The 15386-nt window shown below is 68.8% G+C and carries 15 protein-coding genes and 1 pseudogene; 7 read left to right on the top strand and 9 right to left on the bottom strand.

Annotated elements, in window-relative coordinates:
• Positions 1-190: 190 nt before the first annotated feature.
• Genes QMK34_RS43520 through QMK34_RS43505 form a run of 4 tightly spaced genes read right to left on the bottom strand, consistent with a single transcriptional unit; the run spans position 191 to position 3798 of the window.
• On the bottom strand, positions 191-1183 hold the full coding sequence (locus QMK34_RS43520) for a glycine betaine ABC transporter substrate-binding protein (protein WP_326420693.1): 993 nt from the start codon (positions 1181-1183) through the stop codon (positions 191-193).
• Positions 1183-1962: an ABC transporter permease gene (locus tag QMK34_RS43515; RefSeq protein ID WP_326420692.1), complete on the bottom strand. Its 780-nt coding sequence runs from the start codon at positions 1960-1962 to the stop codon at positions 1183-1185. Before QMK34_RS43515 ends, QMK34_RS43520 begins: the two co-directional genes overlap by 1 nt.
• Positions 1959-3164, bottom strand: a complete 1206-nt coding sequence (locus QMK34_RS43510; protein ID WP_326420691.1) for an ATP-binding cassette domain-containing protein — start codon at positions 3162-3164, stop codon at positions 1959-1961. Before QMK34_RS43510 ends, QMK34_RS43515 begins: the two co-directional genes overlap by 4 nt.
• Positions 3151-3798 carry an ABC transporter permease gene (locus tag QMK34_RS43505; protein ID WP_326420690.1) on the bottom strand — a complete coding sequence of 216 codons (648 nt, stop codon included), beginning with the start codon at positions 3796-3798 and terminating at the stop codon, positions 3151-3153. Before QMK34_RS43505 ends, QMK34_RS43510 begins: the two co-directional genes overlap by 14 nt.
• 364 nt (positions 3799-4162) lie before the next feature.
• Between QMK34_RS43505 and QMK34_RS43500 the strand changes: the two genes are divergently transcribed.
• The 4 genes from QMK34_RS43500 (at position 4163) to QMK34_RS43485 (ending at position 7102) form a co-directional block, all read left to right on the top strand.
• The gene (locus tag QMK34_RS43500; RefSeq protein WP_326420695.1) at positions 4163-4657 is read left to right on the top strand and encodes a hypothetical protein; all 495 of its coding nucleotides are present in this window, start codon (positions 4163-4165) and stop codon (positions 4655-4657) included.
• Positions 4658-4728: 71 nt separating this feature from the next.
• Positions 4729-5505 carry a YcnI family copper-binding membrane protein gene (locus tag QMK34_RS43495; protein ID WP_326420689.1) on the top strand — a complete coding sequence of 259 codons (777 nt, stop codon included), beginning with the start codon at positions 4729-4731 and terminating at the stop codon, positions 5503-5505.
• The gene (locus tag QMK34_RS43490) at positions 5505-6077 is read left to right on the top strand and encodes a copper resistance CopC family protein (protein WP_326420688.1); all 573 of its coding nucleotides are present in this window, start codon (positions 5505-5507) and stop codon (positions 6075-6077) included. Before QMK34_RS43495 ends, QMK34_RS43490 begins: the two co-directional genes overlap by 1 nt.
• The gene (locus QMK34_RS43485; protein ID WP_326420687.1) at positions 6074-7102 is read left to right on the top strand and encodes a copper resistance D family protein; all 1029 of its coding nucleotides are present in this window, start codon (positions 6074-6076) and stop codon (positions 7100-7102) included. The genes QMK34_RS43490 and QMK34_RS43485 overlap by 4 nt, the downstream gene beginning before the upstream one ends.
• Before the next feature lie 561 nt (positions 7103-7663).
• Here the strand turns inward: QMK34_RS43485 and QMK34_RS43480 are convergent.
• Both QMK34_RS43480 and QMK34_RS43475 read right to left on the bottom strand, forming a co-directional pair.
• Positions 7664-8551: a phosphotransferase family protein gene (locus QMK34_RS43480; protein ID WP_326420686.1), complete on the bottom strand. Its 888-nt coding sequence runs from the start codon at positions 8549-8551 to the stop codon at positions 7664-7666.
• A gap of 31 nt (positions 8552-8582) precedes the next feature.
• Positions 8583-9956, bottom strand: coding sequence for a helix-turn-helix transcriptional regulator (locus QMK34_RS43475; RefSeq protein WP_326420685.1), 1374 nt, complete (start codon positions 9954-9956; stop codon positions 8583-8585).
• A 323-nt stretch (positions 9957-10279) separates the two neighbouring features.
• On the opposite strand from QMK34_RS43475, the gene QMK34_RS43470 reads away from it, so the two are divergent.
• Together QMK34_RS43470 and QMK34_RS43465 are read left to right on the top strand one after the other, a co-directional pair.
• Positions 10280-10648, top strand: coding sequence for a hypothetical protein (locus QMK34_RS43470; RefSeq protein WP_326420684.1), 369 nt, complete (start codon positions 10280-10282; stop codon positions 10646-10648).
• 13 nt (positions 10649-10661) lie between these two features.
• A complete protein-coding gene (locus tag QMK34_RS43465; RefSeq protein ID WP_326420683.1) occupies positions 10662-11096 on the top strand; it encodes a hypothetical protein in 435 nt (144 codons plus the stop codon).
• 366 nt (positions 11097-11462) lie between these two features.
• Here the strand turns inward: QMK34_RS43465 and QMK34_RS43460 are convergent, their stop codons facing one another.
• On the bottom strand, positions 11463-12725 hold the full coding sequence (locus tag QMK34_RS43460; RefSeq protein WP_326420682.1) for an MFS transporter: 1263 nt from the start codon (positions 12723-12725) through the stop codon (positions 11463-11465).
• Positions 12718-14058 carry a GH1 family beta-glucosidase gene (locus QMK34_RS43455; protein ID WP_326420694.1) on the bottom strand — a complete coding sequence of 447 codons (1341 nt, stop codon included), beginning with the start codon at positions 14056-14058 and terminating at the stop codon, positions 12718-12720. The genes QMK34_RS43460 and QMK34_RS43455 overlap by 8 nt, the downstream gene beginning before the upstream one ends.
• A gap of 129 nt (positions 14059-14187) precedes the next feature.
• On the opposite strand from QMK34_RS43455, the gene QMK34_RS43450 reads away from it, so the two are divergent.
• Positions 14188-14829 carry a TetR family transcriptional regulator gene (locus QMK34_RS43450; RefSeq protein WP_326420681.1) on the top strand — a complete coding sequence of 214 codons (642 nt, stop codon included), beginning with the start codon at positions 14188-14190 and terminating at the stop codon, positions 14827-14829.
• Between the two features lie 256 nt (positions 14830-15085).
• Here the strand turns inward: QMK34_RS43450 and QMK34_RS43445 are convergent.
• Positions 15086-15386, bottom strand: a pseudogene (locus QMK34_RS43445) (amino acid deaminase/aldolase); the annotation flags it as partial.

The following is a 15386-nucleotide window of genomic DNA, read 5'->3' as shown; positions in this document are numbered from 1 at the left end:
TCCCGAGTCGCACCGCCCGCGACGCCAGCCCGCCCAGCAGAAGGAATGGTCACACGCAAACACTCGCACAACCAGCAGCCGATATCACGAACCGACACGCAAAGATCTAGCTCTGTAGTACTAGTCCCAGGTGTCATGAAAGGGTCGTTGCGGACACTTTTTGCCCTCAACGACCCTTTCATGACACGCGTTATTCAGTGGTGATGAAGCCCTTCGACACCATCCAGTCGCGGGCCACCGCGCCGGCGTCGCGGCCGTCGACGTCGACCTGCTTGCAGAGCTCGACCATCTGCTCGTTGGTGATCGCCTTGGTGACGGTCTCCAGCGGGCCGCGCAGGTCGGGGTGCTGGTCGAGGAACTCGGTTCGCATCGTCACCGCCGCGTTGTACTGCGGGAACGCTTTCTTGTCGTCCTCGAGCACCTTGAGCTTCAGCCCGGAGATCCGGCCGTCGGTGGTGAAGACCTCGCCGATCTGGCAGGTGCCCTGCGAGATCGCCGAGTAGATCGTGCCGATGCCGAAGTTCTTCACCGTGCCGACCGGGTAGCCGTAGGCCTTGTTGGCCGCGGGGAACCCGTCCTGGCGGCTGGTGAACTCCGTCTCCAGGCAGAACACCGACTGGTCCGGCTTCTGCTTCAGGAACGCCGTCAGATCCGAGACGGTCTTCAGGTTGTTCTTCGCCGCGTACTCCTCTGTCACGGCGAAGGCGTACTGGTCGTTCAGCGGCGAGTACTGCAGCCAGGTGATGCCGTTCTTCTCCTTGTCGGCCTTGGCAGTCGCGTCGTACTGTGCCTGCTCGCCGCCGGGGACCGGCAGCTCGTTGCCCTGGTAGTTGATCCAGCCGGTGCCGGTGTACTCCCAGGTCACGTCGGTCTGCGCGTTGATCAGCGCCTGCCGCGAGGAGTTGGAGCCCTTGATGTCGGTCAGGTCGACCACGTCGGCGCCCGCCGCGGACAGGGCCATTTCGGCCATGTAGCCGAGGATGATGTTCTCGGTGAAGTCCTTGGACCCCACCGTCACCTTCAGCCCCTGCACCGACGGGATCGCCTTGATGGAGCCGGGTTTGATCGTGTACGGCAGGCCGGTGTTGACGTCCAGCCCGCACGCGGCGAGTGAGACTGTGAGCAACGCCGCGCCTGCCAATGCCTTGATGGTCCTGCGAGTGCTTTTCGAGGGCAGAGCCATCAGCGCAGTCCCTTCGGTCCGAGGAGTTGTTCGGCGACCGCGCCCAGCCAGTCCACCAGCAGGGCCAGCGCGACGGCGAGCACGGAACCGGTGATCAGCACCTTCGTCAGGTTGAGCTTGTAGCCGGTCTCGATCAGCAGGCCGAAGCCGCCGGCGTTGACGAACATGGCGAACGTCGCGGTCCCGACGGCGAGCACCAGCGAGGTGCGCAGCCCGGCCAGCACCAGCGGGACGGCCAGCGGGAACTCGACGCGCCACAGCACGCCCGCCCCCGACATGCCGATGCCGCGCCCGGCGTCGATCAGCGACGGGTCGACCTGCTGGAGGCCGACCATCGTGTTCCGCAGCACCGGGAGCAGCGAGTAGAAGGCCAGCGGCAGCGCCGCGACCCACAGCCCGCCCTCCGCCCCGGTCACGATGAACCAGAGCACCAGCACGCCGAGTGCCGGTGCGGCCTGGCCGATGTTCGCGATGGCCAGGAAGATCGGGGCGGCCCATTTCGCCCATGGCCGGGTCGCGATCACCCCCAGCGGCACCGCGACGACCAGCACGATCGCGGTGACCACGATGGTGATCAGCAGGTGGGCCCACAACGCCGAGAACAGCGAACTCGAGTTGAGGGTCTCCTTCTCGGTGGCCGTGAGGTCACTGGAGAACACCCAGATCAGCACGGCGGCCACGACGACGAGCACCACCGCGGGCTGGGCGAACAGGCGGACCCGCTCGGCGCGCTTTGACGTGGACTCGGTGGAGAAACCGATGTCGACAGCCGCTGTCATGCCGACGCGCCTTCTGTGTGTCCGTCAACGTGATCGTCGGCGTGGTCCTCACGCAGCTGGTGGAGCGTCGCGATCACCGTGTCGAGCTCGATGGTGCCCGCGTACTCGCCCTTCGGACCGGTCACCGGCACGCCGCCGCCCTCGGCGAGCATGGCCTCCAGCGCGTCCTGCAGGGTCGACTGCAGGCTGACGACGTCCCGCAGCGGCTTACCGACCGAGCCCAGCGACGACGCCGTGCCGAGCTCGCGGACGTGCACCCAGCGAGTCGGGCGGCGGCGATGGTCGAGGACCAGCACGAAGCGCTTGCGCGCCTGGGTCAGCTTGTCGCGCACCTCGGCGGGCGAGTCGTCCAGACCGGCGGTGAGCGCGTCCTGCTTGAGCTCGACGTCACGCACCCGCAGCAGCGTGAGCTGCTTGAGCGACGCGCCCGCGCCGACGAAACCGGCGACGGTGTCGTTGGCCGGGTTGGCGAGGATCGCGTCCGGGGTGTCGTACTGCAGGATCGTCGAGGAGTTGCCGAGCACCGCGATCTTGTCGCCGAGCTTCACGGCCTCGTCGAAGTCGTGCGTGACGAACACGATCGTCTTCTTGAGCTCGGTCTGCAGCCGCAGGAGCTCGTCCTGCAGGTTGCCGCGAGTGATCGGGTCGACCGCGCCGAACGGCTCGTCCATCAGCAGCACCGGCGGATCCGCGGCGAGCGCCCGCGCGACGCCGACCCGCTGCTGCTGGCCGCCGGAGAGCTGGCGGGGGTAGCGGTCACGGAAGTCGGCCGGGTCCAAGCCGACGAGGTCCATCATCTCCTCGACGCGCGAGGTCACCTTCTGCTTGTCCCAGCCGAGCAGGCCCGGCACGACGCCGATGTTCTGCGCGACGGTGAAGTGCGGGAACAGCCCGGCCTGCTGGATCGCGTAGCCGATGCGGCGGCGCAGCGTGTCGACGTCGAGCTTGAGCGCGTCGTCGCCGCCGATGGTGATCCGGCCGGACGTGGGCTCGATCAGCCGGTTGATCATCCGCATGGTCGTGGTCTTGCCACAGCCGGACGGGCCGACGAACACCACGATCTTCCCGGCGGGAACGATCATGGAGAAGTCGTCGACGGCCGCTTCGCGGGTGCCCGGGTAGCGCTTGGTGACGTGCTCCAGCTCGATTTCGACGCCGGAGACCCCGTCTGTAGTGGAAACAGCGTGCTCAGCCACGGACACCCCTTGAAACAGTCAGACGGTTGATCAGTACGTAGACGCCATCGAGGATCAGCGCGAGAATGACCACGCCGAGCGTGCCGCTGAGCGCCTCGTTGAGCGAGTTCGCGCTCCCGGCGTTGGCCAGGCCGGAGAAGATCTGCGAGCCGAGGCCCGGACCCTTCGCGTAGGCCGCGATGACCGCGATGCCCATCAGCATCTGGGTCGCGACCCGCATCCCGGCGAGCACGGCAGGCCAGGCGAGCCGCAGCTCCACCCTGGTCAGAACGCCGATGCGGCTCATCCCGATGCCCCTCGCGGCGTCGGTCACCGCGGGATCGACCCCGGCGAGTCCCACGATGGTGTTCCGGATGATCGGCAGCAGCGCGTAGAGCACCAGCGCGATCACCGTGGTCGTGGAGCCCAGCCCCGAGATCGGGATCAGCAGGCCCAGCAGGGCGAAGGACGGGATGGTGAGAATCGTGCTGGCCAGTGCCGTGGCCAGTGCGGAGCCGACGGCGCTGCGGTAGACCGCGACCCCGATCAGCACCCCGGCCACCGCGGCCAGCACTGTGCACTGCACTACGGCGCTGACGTGCAGCAACGCCTCCAGCGAGAGCTTGTCCCACCTGTCCGAGATGTACTCGAAGAGATTCATCGCGTGTTGGTTCTCCCGCCGCGTTTTAGGATCGGCCATCACCCATTCGGAGTAGGTCGTGAATCGGGGCACTGCTACCCGAAAAGGGAACGGTTTAAACCCCCTTGCCGTCTTTCGGTGGGCTCACCGTTCCCCATAACCGCCTGTTCGGCAACCATCAGTAGCGGTGCGTCACCGCCAATTAGTCCGATCGCCTGGCTCTGACCAGGTAAAACCTCGATATGGACAAGATTCACCGACTGTGCTTATTCCACCTTGCTCACTAGCCGGGACGGTGTCGCGCGGCTCTTCGCGCGTCCCATACGCTGAGCCCGTGAGCATCCGGAAGCGACACCACGGCGCATTACGCGCAGTGCGTGGCGGGATGCTCGCAGTGAGTTCGGCGGCGCTGACGATCACCGCGCACGCCGTCGCCGACGGCGGGATGCCGGACCCGGCGCTCACCCTGCTCCTCACCGCGCTCATCGGCTGGACGGCGGCCGCGCTCGCCGGGAAGGCCCGCGGCCCGCTCGCCACCGCGGCCGTGCTCGGCGGCGGTCAGGTGGTGATGCACCTCGTACTCACCAGCCTCGACACGCATGCCGGGATGAGCGGCGCCGCGATGGGCGGCGGGATGACCATGACCGCCGCGCACGGGAGCGCCACGATCCTCCTCGCGCTGCTGCTGGCCAGGGCCGACGCGCTCCTGCTCACCGTGCTTTCCTGCCTGCGCGCGCTGCTGCCGCTGGTCCACCGGCCGCTGCCGGTGCCCGTCGCGGCGCCGTCCCCGGTGCTCGCGCTCCCGGCGGGCCCCGGCCACCTCCTCGACGTCGTCCTCTGCCGCGTGCAAGGCAGGCGCGGCCCGCCGGTCTGGTCCTGAACCCCATCTCCGTCTTCCGCGTGTGGCCCTTCGAGGGCTCACCGTCACCTTTCTCCCGTTCAGGAGCAGTCATGTCCCATCACGTCTTGAAGCGCGCCGGTTTACTGGCCGCCACCGTCGGCGTCACCGGCCTGCTCGGCGCCGGCATCGCGTCCGCGCACGTCAGCGCCAACGTCTACGGCCCTCAGCTGGCCAAGGGCGGGTACGGCGCGATCGTCTTCCGGGTGCCGAACGAGGACCCGGCCGCCGGCACCACCAAGGTCGAGATCGCGCTCAAGCCCGAGTACGGCATCGGCAGCGCGCGCACCAAACCGCTTCCCGGCTGGACCGCGGTGGTCACCAAGTCCAAGCTGCCCGCGCCGGTGAAAACCGCGTCCGGCACGGAGATCACCGAGGCCGTCACGTCCATCACCTGGACCGCGCAGCCCGGCACCAAGATCGGCGGCACTGAGTACCAGGAGTTCGACATCAGCGCGGGGCCGCTGCCGTCCAACGTCGACGAGATCGAGTTCCCGGCGAAACAGACCTACGACAGCGGCAAGGTCGTGGACTGGAACCAGCCCACCCCCGCCGGTGGCGAGGAGCCGGAGTACCCGGCGCCCGCACTGAAGCTCGGGGCCGCCGAAAGCGGTGACGGTCACGCCGCCCCGGCGGTCGCCACCGCCGCGGACGGGCACACTGAAGCCACGGCGGCTTCGTCGTCGGACAACACCGCGCGCTGGCTCGGCGGTGCCGGACTGGTCGTCGGCGCCCTCGGTCTCGGTGTCGGTGTTGGTGTCGGCGCGACCCTGCGGGCCCGCAAGGCGGGTGCCGCCGCCGCTTCGAGCAGGACCGAAGGAACCGAATAATGCGCAAAGCGCTCATCGCGCTGGCACTGACCGGGGTGGCCATGCTCGGCCTGGCCACCCCGGCGCTGGCCCACAACGTGCTGATCTCCGCCGACCCGGCGAAGGACGCTTCCGTCACCGTCGGGCCGTCGAAGATCACGCTGACCTTCGACCAGTACGTGCAGGCAGGCAACGACCAGGTCGCGGTGACCGGGCCGAACGGCGGCCAGTGGGCGGAGGGCACGGTCGAGGTCAAGGACAACGTCGTCACCGCGCCGCTGCGCCCGCTCGGCCCGCCGGGCAAGTACGTCGTCGGCTACCGGATCCTCTCCGCCGACGGCCACGCGGTGACCGGTGAAGTGCCGTTCACCCTCACCGCAGCGGGCACCGGCACCCCGGCGAGCGTCGACGCGGCCAAGGGCGTCGCCGGGCAGCCGGGGGCGAGCCCGGCCACCGGCGGCGGCTCGACCGGCGTCCCGATCTGGGTGTGGATCGCCGGTGCGGTGGTCCTGCTGGCCATCGGGCTGACGGTGGCGCTGCGCACCGGCGCCGGCCCGAAGGCCGACGCGGATTCGGGGTCCAAGCAGTCATGACCCAGGCCCCGACCACCTCACCGGTCCGCTATTCCACGCTGTTGTGCGTGGTCACGGCGGGCCTGCTCGGCGCGCTCATCGGCGTCGCGCTGACCGCCACCGCCCCGGTTCCCGGGGTGACGGAGGCCAGTGGGGTGGTCACGGCCGCCATCCCGATCGTGCGGGTACTGCTGGATCTCGCGGCAGTGGCCACGATCGGGCTGGCACTGCTTTCGGTGCTGGTCGGCTACGACCGGCCGAAACTGTCCGAACCGGTGCTGCGGCTCGCCCGTCCGGCTGGCGTCGCCGCGGCACTGGTGTGGGCGGCGACGGCGCTGGTCACGCTCATCCTGCAGACGGCCGAGTACCGGCCGGGGTCCGGGACGCTCACCGCGTCCGACCTCGGCCGGTACATCGCCGAGGTCGGCGCGGGCAAGGCGCTGCTGATCGTCGCGGTGCTCGCCCTGCTGCACGCCGGGCTGGGCGCGCTCGCGCTGCGGCACGGCGAGAAGGTCCCGGCGGAGGTGCGCGTCGGGCTGGGCCTGTTCGCGCTGCTGCCGCTACCGGTGACCGGGCACGCGTCGAACTGGAACTACCACGACTACACGATGATCTCGATGGAACTGCACGTCATGAGCGCGGTCGCCTGGACGGGCGGCCTCGGCGCGATGGCGGTGCTGCTCGCCGGGAACCGGACGCTGCTGGCACACTCGCTGCCGCGGTTTTCGAAGCTCGCGACACTGTGCCTGGTCCTGTCGACGGTGACCGGGCTGTTCAACGGCCTGGTCGAGATCTCGCTGAACCCGACGCTCGGCTTCTGGACGGCGGTGTTCCAGACGCCGTACGGGCAGCTGATGCTGCTCAAGCTGCTGTGCACGGGCGCGATCGCGCTGCTCGGGGCGCACGCGCGCTGGAAGCTGATGCCGCAGATCATCCGCCACAACCGCACGGCGCTGGCCACCTGGGCAACACTGGAGCTGACGATCATGGGCCTGGCTTTCGGCTTCGCGGTGGTCCTCACCCGCGCCCCCGTCACCATCTCCTGATCCGCTGAAGGTCGCCCTTGCTGCGTTCAACGCAGCAAGGGTCGCCTTTGGTGCACCCAACGCACCAAGGGCGACCTTCAGCTGCTCGCCTCACCACGACCACGGCCACCCCGACCCACCAGACCCGATCACAGCGAACCCGACCACGGCTCACGCGACCCACCAGACCCGATCACAGCGAACCCGACCACGGCTCACGCGACCCACCAGACCCCACCACGGCTTACGCAACCACGGCTCACGCGACCCAAGTCTCTTGATCCCTTGAAGTGCCGCGCCCTCTTTTGGCCGAAGGCCTCGGGAACGTGGCGGCAAGGCGCCCCCTCAGCCCAACGCGACAGACCCACCCAAGTCAAGCCTTGTCGACACGTTCCCGAAAGCGCGCCATAAATACACACAGTAGCTGCAAGTTGCGCATAGGGATTACCGGTAGCCCATTAGAAGTGATAGGTCGGGCCGAATTTGTCACCCATTGTTGGCCCTTTTCGGGCAAACGACGAACGGTCATTTGGCGTCGTCGAATGCACGTGCAGAAAGGCTTTATCAGCCGCGCGAAGTAGCTCAGCGGTAGCGCGACCACCGGACGTCGGTGCGTCCTTGCCGCAGGTCATCGAGCCGCCGACGCAACTCCGGGCGCACCGTGGGCCTGCTGCGGAGGATCGGCAGGACGCTCGTCGTCAGCTTCAGCTCCCGGACCGCTCGCAGCACCGTGAAACCGGGCCAGGTCGTGACGTCGAAGCCGTAGGTTTCGGCCAGCGAGCGATAACGGCCAGGCGGATCACCGAACCGTTCACGGCCGACCGCGAGCGGCGTCAGGTCCCATTCCGGCGGCCCGACACACGAGGAATCGAAATCGCAGAGCACCGGGCCGTCGGGCCCGCAGATGATGTTTCCGGGGTACGCGTCGCCGTGGACGAGGCCCCTGGGCAGGGGGAAGTCCAGCTCGGCGAGGGCGGCCTCGACCTCGGCGCAACGCTCCAGGAGGAACCGCCGGTCGCCCTCGCCGAGCTCCTCGGCGTCGGACACCCTGGCCCGGACGGCGGCGAACGGCGCCCAGTCGGGAAGCCCCTCGGGCGGCGGCAGGGCGTGCACCTTCCGCAGCAGGGACGCGAGGTCCGCGCCGGTGGCGAGCCTGCCGGTGTCGGCCACCCGCCGCCACATGGTCACCAGGTGCTCGCCGACGCGCAACGGCTGCTCAACGCCGGGAAGCAGGCGGATCGCCGGGACGTCGTGGCGCTCGAAGTGCTGGGCGACCAGCACCACCGTGCCGACCCGGTGCCGCAGCTTCGTCGAACCGACGATCCGCACGACGACCGGCGCGTCCGCGAGCGCGTAGACGGCGTTGTTGGTGAATCTCAGCAGCCGCGCGCCTGCCGGATCCAGGCCGAGCAGCGCGCAGGCACCGGCCAGCGCGCCGTGCAGCTTTTCAGCGGTGAAGCGGCCGTCCAAGACGTGCCCAGCTGCCTGTTCCCCGCGCGGATCAGGCCGCGTAGAAGGAGTGCAGGCGGTCGGCGAGGTCGCGGGCGTCGGCGTTGTTGCGGCGCCGCTCGGCCTCTTCCTGCATCGGGCGCATCCGGTCCTTCACCCGCTCCGACCTGATGCCCTCGGCGCAGTCGAGCGCCTTGCCGCCGACCCGGGAGCCATGATCGAGATCCCCGTCGAGCAGGTGATTCGTGGCCAGCGCGCTCAGCATGAACGTCTTGCTGCGGGCCATGTCGTCGTCGTAGGCCTCGACGGCCTTGGTCAGCGCCGGGATGGCGTACTTGGTGTGCTCGGGGTTCTTCTGCGCGAGCACGGTGTGCACGGTGCCGATCATCGCGTAGACGTCGGTCTCGTTGAAGAACTTGGCCCAGGAGGCGGCGTTCACCAGGTCAGCGCGGGCGAACTCGTCCTTGCTCCGGCCGAGCAGCTTCACGGCCTGCTCCTCGTTGCCCATCATCGCGTAGGCCCAGGCCTCGTTGGCGCAGAGGATCGCGACCGCCAGCTCGGAGCCCGATTCCTGGGCGGCGATCTGGCCGAGCTGGAACAGCTTCAGCGCGTCGTTGGCGGCGTCCTGGTGCAGGTAGACGCGGCCCATCCGGTAGAGCACGTTCGCGACGAGCGGGTGGTTCTCGCCCTGTTTGGCCAGGTCCAGCGCGTTCGCGAAGTGGCCGCGGGCGGAGTCCATCAGGCCGGTGTCGAACGAGGTCCAGCCGGCGAGGCTGTGCAGGTCGGCGAGCGCGACGAACAGGCGGGTCTTGACCATCTCGGTCCCGTTGGACTCGAGCATCTGCTGTCCCCATGACAGCTGGGCGACCACGGCGTCGCGACAGAAACCGCCGCCGTACTGGTAGTCCAGCGCACGCAACGCCCTGGTCGCGGCCTCGACCTGGCGCACGTCGGTCATCCCGATGCGGCCGGGGGCCGGCGTCCGCGCCGGGCCCGAGGACCACGTTGTTCCCGATTCCGGTCCGAACACCGCCGCACCCATCGTGACCTGGGCGGCATGTGCGAGGAACCTCCGTCGCTTCACGGACTCGTCCTCCTCCGCCTGCTGGCCGCCGGCGGCACCGACGACCCGTATCGCTGTTGCCTCGTCGTAGGCGAGACCCATGTATCCACGGGGGACGCCGAGGCCATCAGAGATCCGGGTGAGCACGTCGTAGGCCATGACCTGGCGTCCTTTGAGGATCTCCGAGACCTCGGACTGTGATTGCCCGGTCATCGCCGCGATCTGCCGCTGCGACACACCATGCTTGCGCAACAACCGGTACACGGAGCTGATCTCCCGCGCCGCCAGCGCCGCTCTCATCTCCGGATGCTCCCAGGCATCAGCCGGGATGGGATGGCTCTTGCCACCGGTACTGGCGTCCATTGCGCACCCTCACAATCCGTCGGGCGTCTGGGAACAGCGTAAGCACAGCTAGTTAACCGCGTGAAACCGTGGAACTGCCACCCTGATCGGCCCGGGCGAAGTTCGTTGACCGCTTACCGTGGAACCGGGTCCGGTCACCGCTATGACGCCGTTTCGACCTTCTATCGCACTCGGTTTCACTTCACTGTAGTTCTCAGTTCTCCGTGACCGCCCGGGTACCGGCCGCGATCACCCAGAGCTACGAAGATCTCCGGTCCCCCACGGGAGCGGACATCGTCCGAAGCGGGACCAGCGGTAAGAGAGACAAGAGCGGAGATGAGTCAGTGGAGTTCGTGGACTCGATCGCATCAGGCTCCATGACTTCCGGGCGCGTCGCCACGGCGGGCACGCACCAGCTGCGACCCGGTGGCGCCGCCGGCCCCGCCACGGTGGCCCGCTCGGTGAGCCCGCTGTCCCCGTCGGCCGCGGTGGACCCGCGCACCGCGAGCATCCGCCGCTACGAAGGCGGTCAGCTCGTGTGGCGGGTGCAGGTCGGCGACCTCATCAGCCGCGAACGCGCCGTGACGGTGTTCGTCGAAGACAACCAGGTGGTTCTCGTATCACCGCCGGGAGAGACAGCGCGCATGACGACCGGCCAGCTGGGCCAGCTCAGGGCAGCGCTCAACGAAGCCGCCAAACTGGCGGAAAGGTAACGGTGAGTTCCACGTGGATCAGGTCCTAGGGCAGGTTCTCCGCAATGCGGTCTGGGAACGCCTCGACATGCTCTCCGATCTCGCGACCCGCGCTGACGCCCAGTCTTTGGTGTCCGTAGCGCGCTCCGAGCTCCCCCGGCTGACCGAGGGCTGGCGCGCCATGCTCCTCGCGCACGAGCCCGACGAGCGCGGTGACTGCCCCACCTGCTCGACCCGGTGGCACCGCTGCAAGGCGCCGTGCTCCGTGTGGCAGGTCGCGCACGAGCACCTCGTCGCCGGCGGTCTCGCGCCGCAGCAGAACGGGCTGGCCGGCGACCCGCGGCGCCAGGGCAGGCGCACGGGCGTCGTTCCCGGCCAGCCGACCAGGGCCGCGAGCGCGCCGTCGCCAGCGGAAACGACGGGACGGCACGCACTCGTGACCCCTCGCCGCGCGGCGCTGGGCGCCTGACCCCCCGACCGGCGAGTGTGTGACCGACCGACTGCCCCCAATCGGGTTGACGCCACTCTCTCGCCTTTGCCGAGTGCCGGCTCGTCCGTACCCCCGACCGTGACGAGCCGGCTCTCGGGTCTCCACCTCCGGTATCCGCAGGCCTCTTCCGCGATTAATCGAACATTCTTCGCCGAACACCTAGCGGAGAGGCCAATCCGCAGTTAGATTGATGATCACCAAGGCAGCTCGCGATCTTGCAGAGAGCAAGCTGCTGCCCCCCACCTTTTTCCCTTGTGGGCCCCGAACTCCGCGGGCCGGTGCCGTTGCACTCCCCTCCCCCGACCGGCACCGGTCCGCGGTCTCCACCTCGCCGCGTCCTGGCGACTACCGCACGGATTTCACGCGAGTCACCAGGACGCCCGCGATCAGCGTGGCCACGGCCGAAGCGCCGAACAGGCCCGAGTACCCACCCAGCGAAGCCAGGATCAGCGTCGTCAGCAGCGGCGCGATGACCTGCGGCAGCGAGTTCGCGATGTTGACCACGCCGAGGTCCTTCGCCCGGTCCTGTGCGGCGGGCAGCACCTGGGTCAGCATCGCGAGCGCGACGGCCATGTAGGCGCCGAACCCGACCCCGAGCAGCGGCGAGGCGATCAGCGCGGCCGTCCAGGTCTGCCACACCACCAGGATCAGCGCCGCGACCGCCATCACGGCCGAGGCCAGCAGGACGTACGGCTTCCGCCGTCCGGACTTGTCCGAGAAGTGCCCGGCCAGCAGCGCGCCGAACACGAGCGCGACGCCGTAGAGCCCCATCATGATCAGCAGGCCGGTGTCCGGATCGCTGTAGTGCACCGCGTCCTTGAGGAAGAACAGCAGGTAGAGCGTGCCGAGCGCGTTACCGAGGTTGATCATGAAGTGGGTGCCCCACGCCCAGGCGAAATCCGGGTGGCGGCGCGGGGAGATCCACAGGTTCGCGAGAATCTCCTTGAGCTCGCCGGACGGCCGGAAGGCGAGCGGGAGCCGCGCGTCGGGCGTCCGCAGGACGAACACCGCGGCGCCCGCGAGCACGAGCCCCGCGCAGACGGCGTAGGCGGCAGGCAGGCCCGCGACGCTCAACATCACCACGACGACCACCGCGCCGAGCACGGTCCCGAGCATCTGGGCGATCCCGACCAGGCCACCGACCTGCGCCCGCTGGCCGACCGGCACCCGGTCGGCGATGGCCGACATCAGGGTGGCGAGCATGCCGTTCAGCCCGCCCTGGACCAGGCACCAGCCGACGACCATGAGCGCGACGTCCGGCGCGATCGCCAGCACGAGCAGCCCGATGGCCGCGACGGAAGCGCCCGCGACCGTCCACGGGTGACGACGGCCGAACCGCGAGCACGTGCGGTCCGAGACCAGGCCGACCGCGGGGTTGGCCAGCAGCGCGACGAGCGCGCCGATGCCGGTGACCAGGCCGAACACGAACTCCTTGTTCCCCGCGTCGAGCAGCTCGGCCTGCTGCGGCAGCAACACCTGGATGGGCGCGTAGATACCCAGCCATAGCGCGATGTTGGCGAAGAACAGCAGGCTCATCCAGCCGCCGCGGACCCGGATCGTCGGCTCAGCCAGCGCCTCGGGCACTACCGACGTGGTTGCCTCACTCATGGCGTAACAACTCCTGGTACCAGGCGAAGGAATCCTTCGGCGTCCGTTTCTGTGTCTCGTAGTCGACGTGCACCAGGCCGAAGCGCGGCGCGTAGCCCTTGGACCACTCGAAGTTGTCCAGGAGCGACCAGACGAAGTAGCCGCGGACGTCGACCCCGGCGTCCATCGCCTGCCGGACGGCGGCGAGGTGGCCCTCGAGGAAGTCGATGCGCTCGGGGTCGTGCACCGCGCCGTCCGCGCCGACCTCGTCGGCGAAGCTGCAGCCGTTCTCGGTGATGTGGATCGGCGGCAGGTGCTCGCGGTAGCGGTCGTGGAAGGACACGAGCAACTCGCGCAGCCCGTGCGGCACGATCGGCGAGTCGTTCGTGGTCATCGGGTAACCCTCGACCGCCTGGAGCTCGAACGGAAGGGGGTTCCCTTCACCGGGGGCGGCGACGCCCTGCGGCTCGTAGTAGTTGACGCCGTAGAAGTCGAGGGGCTGCGCGATCGTCGGGAGGTCGTCGGCGAATCCGGCTGGCAGGTGCTCGACGATCTGCTCGGGATAGCTGCCGAGCAGCACGGGCTCGGCGTAGGTCCGGTTGATGAGCGCGTCGAGCCAGTCCGCGGCGGCGGCGTCCTCGTCAGTGTCCTCGTCAGTGTTGCTGTCGGCGGCGGCCCAGATCGGCGAGTGGTTGTTCGCGGTGCCGACGCTCGTGGCACCCGCGGCCCGCAGCGCCTGGACGGCCAAGCCGTGCGCGAGGTGCTGGTATTGCGCGGTGGGGATGGCGTCTAGCAGGAGGAACTGGCCGGGCGCGTACTCGCCGATGGCGTACCCGTAAATCGACATGACCATGGGCTCGTTGAGCGGGATCCACATCTTGACGCGATCGGCGAAGCGCTCGCCGACGATGGCCGCGTACTCACCGAAACGCTTGGCGGTGTCACGGGCGAGCCAGCCGCCGGTGTCTTCGAGCGCCTGCGGGGTGTCCCAGTGGTACAGCGTCGCGACCGGGGCGATGCCCGCTTCGCAGACGTTGTCGAGGAGCCGGTCGTAGAAGTCGAGGCCTTCGGCGTTGGGCGAACCCTTGCCGTCGGGCTGGATCCGGGGCCAGGCAAAGGACATCCGGTAGGCGCCGACCCCGAGCTCGGCCATGAGCGCGATGTCCTCCGGGTAGCGGTGGTAGTGATCCGCCGCTACGTTGGCGTGCTCACCGCGTGCGATCTTCCCGTCGGTCGCGGTGAAGGTGTCCCAGATGGACGGTCCGCGCCCCCCTTCGGAGGTGGCGCCCTCGATCTGGAACGCCGACGTGGAGACACCCCACAGGAAATCGGGCGGGAAGGCCGGGTTTTCCACCACGGACGCACCTTTCAGCGGGGGCACGATCGAATGAACATGAAAAGTTCTCATATACTAGGTCGTCACTCGACCGTGGGGAAGCCCATCGGCACGATAAAGTCCCTGATCAGCATAGAAGGAGGGCGAGTGTCCGACATTCAGGCCGCGAAGGCACCGGCGGAGACGACGCCGCTTCGGCGGCAGCCCGTCCAGCAACGCAGCGCGAAACGCGTCGAGCAGATGCTCGACGCGAGCGCCGAACTGATCGACGAATTCGGCTACGACGCGCTGACCACGACGTTGATCGCCAAACGGGCGGGCGTGGCGGTCGGCTCGCTATACCAGTTCTTCCCCGACAAACGGGCTGTGGTGCAGGCGCTGACCCAGCGGAACCTGGAGCGGTTCGTCGCGTCGGTCGGCGAGCGGCTCGGCCAGCTCGACGACGGTCACTGGTGGGAGGTCGTCGACTCGATCCTCGACCTCTACCTGCGCATGCACCGCGAGGTGCCCGGCTTCTCGAAGGTCCACTTCGGCGACGTCGTGGACCTCCAGCTGCTCGACGACCAGCGCGACAACAACGCGGTCATCGTCGACTCGCTGACCGACATCCTCGCCGCCCGGGTCGACCGCCCGATCGAGGACCTCAGGTTCGCCATCACGATCGCCAACGAGGTCGCCGACGCGCTCCTCAAACTGGCGTTCCGCCGCGACCCCCGCGGCGACGAGCACCTCGTGACGGAGGCAAAGTACGTGGTCAAGGGCTACTTGGCGAGCAAATTCGGCGAGTGACACCACCCACCACCGCCGGGGCGGCCACTTCCCGCTGCCCCGGCGCCCGACACCGCCCCTGACCTGGGCCAACGCCACTCGCTCTCAGCCCGAGCGTTGCCTCGACCCCACCCCGGCCAAGTTATCCACAAAAGTTGTCCACACGAATGCACACCTGTGGACAACCTGCCTCAGCCGGGGCTCTCCGCTCGGGTGGGCCGGTAGACTGGAGCGGGGACGCCCCCCAGGGACGGGTGGGGGCTGTGGGTAGGCCGGGTCAGCCGAAAACCTGGTGTTCGCCGCGGTAGGTGGGGGCGGTTCGGTCCACGCGGTCGCCGGTCACCAGGTGGTAGTGGGTGAAGCGCTCGGCGAGTTCGCCAGCCTTGGCGTGCCGGAGCCAGACGCGGTCGCCGAGCCGCAGGTCCGCGGCCGCTTTGCCGGTCACCGGGGTCTGCACTTCGCCCGCGCCCTCGAAGCCGAGCAGCGTAAGGCCAGCCGGCAGGTGCGGCGAAGGCTGGCGCGAGGTGCCGACAGGGCCGGAGGCGATGTAGCCGCCGGAGTACAGCGTGGCGATGTTG

The organism is Amycolatopsis sp. H20-H5, assembly GCF_035828755.1.
Classification (GTDB): domain Bacteria; phylum Actinomycetota; class Actinomycetes; order Mycobacteriales; family Pseudonocardiaceae; genus Amycolatopsis.
The sequence above is the reverse complement of the archived record's forward strand: the minus strand, read 5'-3'. Positions and strand labels throughout refer to the sequence as shown.